We start from the raw sequence: 3,795 nt of genomic DNA on the forward strand, positions 1-3,795 counted from the left end.
GACCCCGCCCGCGCGTGGCGGACGGGGTCGGGTCCTCGTGTCGCTTGCCGACCGCCGAAGCCGCCGGCGGTCACCCTGCCGTCAGGCCGGCAGCACGACCACGCACCGCTGGGGCTCCTCGCCCTCCGACTCGCTGCGCAGTCCGGCCGCGGCCACCGCGTCGTGGACGACCTTGCGCTCGAACGGGGTCATCGGGCGAAGCTTGACCTGCTCCCCCGAGCCCTTCACCTGCTCGGCGGCCTGGGCCCCGAGCGTCGCCAGTTCCGCGCGCTTGCGGGCCCGGAAGCCGGCGATGTCCAGCATGAGGCGGCTGCGCTCGCCGGTCTCCCGGTGGACGGCCAACCGGGTCAGCTCCTGCAGCGCCTCCAGCACCTCGCCGTCCTGGCCGACCAGCCGCTGCAGGGTGCGGTCGTCGCCGTCACCGACGATGGAGACCAGGGCGCGGTCGCCCTCGACGTCCATGTCGATGTCGCCGTCGAGGTCGGCGATGTCGAGCAGACCCTCCAGGTAGTCCGCCGCGATGTCGCCCTCCTGCTCCAGACGGGCGACGAGGCTCTCGTCGGCGCTGGCGGCGGCCTCGGCCTCGACGGCGGAGGTGATGCCTTCCGTCACTGATGGACTCCTTCGGAGATGGGCCCGGATGGTGGGCCGGTAACGAGGTTCAGGGGGCCGCGGGAGCGGTTCGGAGTGGACCGGTCACTTCTTCTTCGGCCGCTGACCGCCGCGCTTGGGCTGCTGCCGGCCACCCTGCTGGCGGGCCGCACCCGACTTGGCGCCCGCCGGACGGGCTGCGGTCTGCTTGGCCGCCGCGCCGGTGCCACCGGAGGAGCCGGACGAGCCGGTGCCGCTGGAGGCGGCGGTGTCGGCGGAGTCCGCCGGGGCGGCGTCGGCGGGCTGCTCGGCCGGGGCGTCCTTGGTCAGGTTCGCCGGCTGGGCGCCGCCGTGCTGGCGCTGCGACTTGGTCTGCTTCCGCGGCTGCTGCCGGCGCGCCTGCACCGACTCCTCGACCACGGCCTCGGCGGTGACGGTCGACTTCTTCGCGGGGAGCAGGCCGAACAGCGGGCCCTTGATGACCGAGCCGTCCGGGTTCAGCCGGCCGGTCTTCTTCAGCCGCGCCTGGCGCTCGTCCCAGGCCTTGCTGCCCGGCGTCGGGTTGTTGCGGATGACGATCAGCTGCTGGCCCATCGACCAGACGTTGGTGGTCAGCCAGTAGACCAGGACACCGACCGGGAAGTTGATGCCCATCACGGCGAACATGATCGGGAAGACGTACATCAGCATCTTCTGCTGCTGCATGAAGGGCGTCTTCACGGTGAGGTCGACGTTCTTCGTCATCAGCTGGCGCTGGGTGACGAACTGCGACGCCGACATCATGATGATCATCACCGCGACGACGATCTTGACACTGACGTCGCTGCTGCCGACGAAGGTCGCCGAGAGCGGGGCACCGAAGATGTGGGCCTGCTGGGCGCTGTCGAGCAGGGTGCCGTCGATCACGCCGATCGGCTTGCCGTCGGCGACCTTGGCGAGCACGCCGTAGAGCGCGGTGAAGAACGGAGCCTGCACGAGGATGGGAAGGCAGCTGGAGAACGGGTTGGTACCCGCCTCCTTGTACAGCTTCATCATCTCTTCGGACTGGCGCTGGCGGTCGTTCTTGTACCGCTCCTGGATGGCCTTCATCTTCGGCTGGATCGCCTGCATGGCCCGGGTCGCCTTGATCTGCTTCACGAAGAGCGGGATCAGGCAGATCCGGATGACGACCACCATCGAGGCGATGGCCAGACCCCAGGCCCAGCCACCGTTCGGATCGAAGACGTGGCTGTACAGCGAGTGGAACTGGACGATGATCCAGGACACCGCTGTGTACAAGGGGTTGAGGAAGGAGAAGGTCACCGGTCAGGCTCCTTGGACATTGGGATTGGTCCCAGAGGACCAATGGTCGCCGGGCCCTCGGGGTCCGGACCGGCGGGGGGCGTGATCACCGGCTGGTCGGCGGCGGACCGGCCCTTCAGCCGGTCCCGCAGCCGGCGGTGCCACACCGGATGCTTGCGCGGCGGGACATGATCGACCCCGCCGGGAGTCCACGGATTGCAGCGCAGGATGCGCCACACGGTCAGGGCGCCGCCCTTCACCGCCCCGTGCGTCTTCACGGCCTCGAAGCCGTAGTGCGAGCAGGACGGGTAGTAACGGCACACCGGACCGAGCAGTGGGCTGATGGTCCACTGGTAGATCCTGATCAGACCCATCAGCAGGTACTTCATCGACCTGTTCCCGTCGGCGCCGAGGCGGTGTGCTCTGTCTTGAGCAGCCGCTTGAGCGCCGCGTCCAGGTCACGTTCGAGGTCCTGGTACGAGGCGGACGCGGCCGGAGGCAGCGCACGCACCACTATCAGGCTACCGGCGGGCAGCCGGGACAGACGATCACGCACAAGGTGGCGCAACCGGCGCTTGACCAGGTTGCGGGTGACCGCCGGGCCGACGGCCTTGCTCACGACGAAACCCGCACGCGCCGAAGGGGTCCCCTCGGCGACGTGCGGGCGGGTGTCGCTGGTCCGGTCGGTGTGGTCCCCGGGGGCGTCCTCTCTGGCGAGATGGACGACCAGCAGGGGCCTACCGGCCCGGCGACCGCGTTTCACCGCGGTCGCGAAGTCCTGGCGCCGCCGCAGCCGATTCTCGGAGGGCAGCACAGCAGACTCTGGTGCGGATCAGGCGGACAGGCTGGCGCGGCCCTTGCCACGGCGGGCGGCCAGGATGGCGCGGCCGGCGCGGGTACGCATACGCAGCCGGAAGCCGTGGGTCTTCGCGCGACGACGGTTGTTCGGCTGGAAGGTGCGCTTGCTCACTCGGGGGCTCCTGAGGTGAATCGTAGGATGACGGGGAGTCGCTTGGCCGTCACCGTGCGTCCGCGTGATCTCCCCTGTTACGGAAATCCGGCCCATCGCCCCAGTTCGGCTGGGGTTTGAGGCAATCCACGGCGCCCGTGCTGCGCGCCTTATGGAGCGGGTGGACCCGCGGACATGCGGCAGCGGCCATCGACAACTCGACCTGGTTACGGTACGCGGGACGGGGCGCGAGGGTCAAACCAGCCGTCCGGAGGCCGCTTACCCACAGCCTGTGGACAACGACTTGATCCGTCCCTGTTCGCTGACTACCGTTGCAGGACTTGTCTGGTTTGTTCATCGGAAAGCGTGTACCAGTGGCTGAAGTCAACAGCGACCTCGTCCCGGTCTGGGCGAGGGTCGTCGAGCGGCTGGTCGCCGACCCGGACATCGGGGAGATGGACAAACAGTGGGTGCAGCGCACCCAGCCCATGTGGATGATGCACGACACCGCCCTGCTGGCGGCCCCGAACGAGCGGGCCAAGCAGGTGCTGGAGGGCCGGCTGCTGCCGCAGCTGACCGAGGCGCTCTCCCGTGAGCTGGCCCGCCCGGTGCGGATCGCCGTGATGGTCGACGCCAACGCGATGCCGACCGCGCCCGGCCCGCAGGCCCCCGCCGAGCCGTACCCGAGCCCGTCCGAGCAGGACGGCGGCGGCTACGGCGACCAGGGCTACCCGCGGTCCTACGAACAGGACTACGAGCGGGACTACGAACAGGGCTACGAACGGCCCCGCTACGAGACCGGCGGCTACGAGCAGCACCATCCCCCGTACGACGCCCCGGCGGGCGGCCCGCAGGCCTGGCCCGGCTACCAGGAGCAGCCGCCGGCCTACCGCGAGCCCGAGGAGCCGGCGCCCCGGCCCGCGCCGCGCCCGGTCCCCGCACCGCCCTCGACCACCCAGGGCGACCTCTTCGGC

Annotated in this window: 5 protein-coding genes and 1 pseudogene; 1 reads left to right on the forward strand and 5 read right to left on the reverse strand. The window is 70.1% G+C overall.

The annotated features are described in order from the left end of the window. Positions 1 to 81 precede the first annotated feature (81 nt). The 5 genes from ABD308_RS39300 to rpmH all read right to left on the reverse strand — a co-directional run bounded on the left by ABD308_RS39300 (position 82) and on the right by rpmH (position 2,842). A complete protein-coding gene (locus tag ABD308_RS39300) occupies positions 82 to 612 on the reverse strand; it encodes a Jag family protein (protein WP_344345914.1) in 531 nt (176 codons plus the stop codon). An 84-nt stretch (positions 613 to 696) separates the two neighbouring features. Beyond that, positions 697 to 1,893 carry a membrane protein insertase YidC gene (yidC, locus tag ABD308_RS39305; protein ID WP_344345916.1) on the reverse strand — a complete coding sequence of 399 codons (1,197 nt, stop codon included), beginning with the start codon at positions 1,891 to 1,893 and terminating at the stop codon, positions 697 to 699. Next, positions 1,890 to 2,261 carry a membrane protein insertion efficiency factor YidD gene (gene yidD, locus ABD308_RS39310; RefSeq protein ID WP_344345918.1) on the reverse strand — a complete coding sequence of 124 codons (372 nt, stop codon included), beginning with the start codon at positions 2,259 to 2,261 and terminating at the stop codon, positions 1,890 to 1,892. The genes yidC and yidD overlap by 4 nt, the downstream gene beginning before the upstream one ends. Next, complete coding sequence (gene rnpA, locus ABD308_RS39315; RefSeq protein ID WP_344345920.1) at positions 2,258 to 2,686, reverse strand: ribonuclease P protein component; 429 nt, start codon at positions 2,684 to 2,686, stop codon at positions 2,258 to 2,260. Before rnpA ends, yidD begins: the two co-directional genes overlap by 4 nt. A gap of 18 nt (positions 2,687 to 2,704) precedes the next feature. Further along, positions 2,705 to 2,842: a 50S ribosomal protein L34 gene (gene rpmH, locus ABD308_RS39320; protein WP_030059672.1), complete on the reverse strand. Its 138-nt coding sequence runs from the start codon at positions 2,840 to 2,842 to the stop codon at positions 2,705 to 2,707. A gap of 353 nt (positions 2,843 to 3,195) precedes the next feature. Here rpmH and ABD308_RS39325 point away from each other — a divergent pair. After that, positions 3,196 to 3,795 (forward strand): annotated as a pseudogene (locus tag ABD308_RS39325) (chromosomal replication initiator protein DnaA); the annotation flags it as partial.

Origin of the sequence: Kitasatospora putterlickiae, from assembly GCF_039527695.1 — a bacterium.
Lineage (GTDB): Bacteria > Actinomycetota > Actinomycetes > Streptomycetales > Streptomycetaceae > Kitasatospora > Kitasatospora putterlickiae.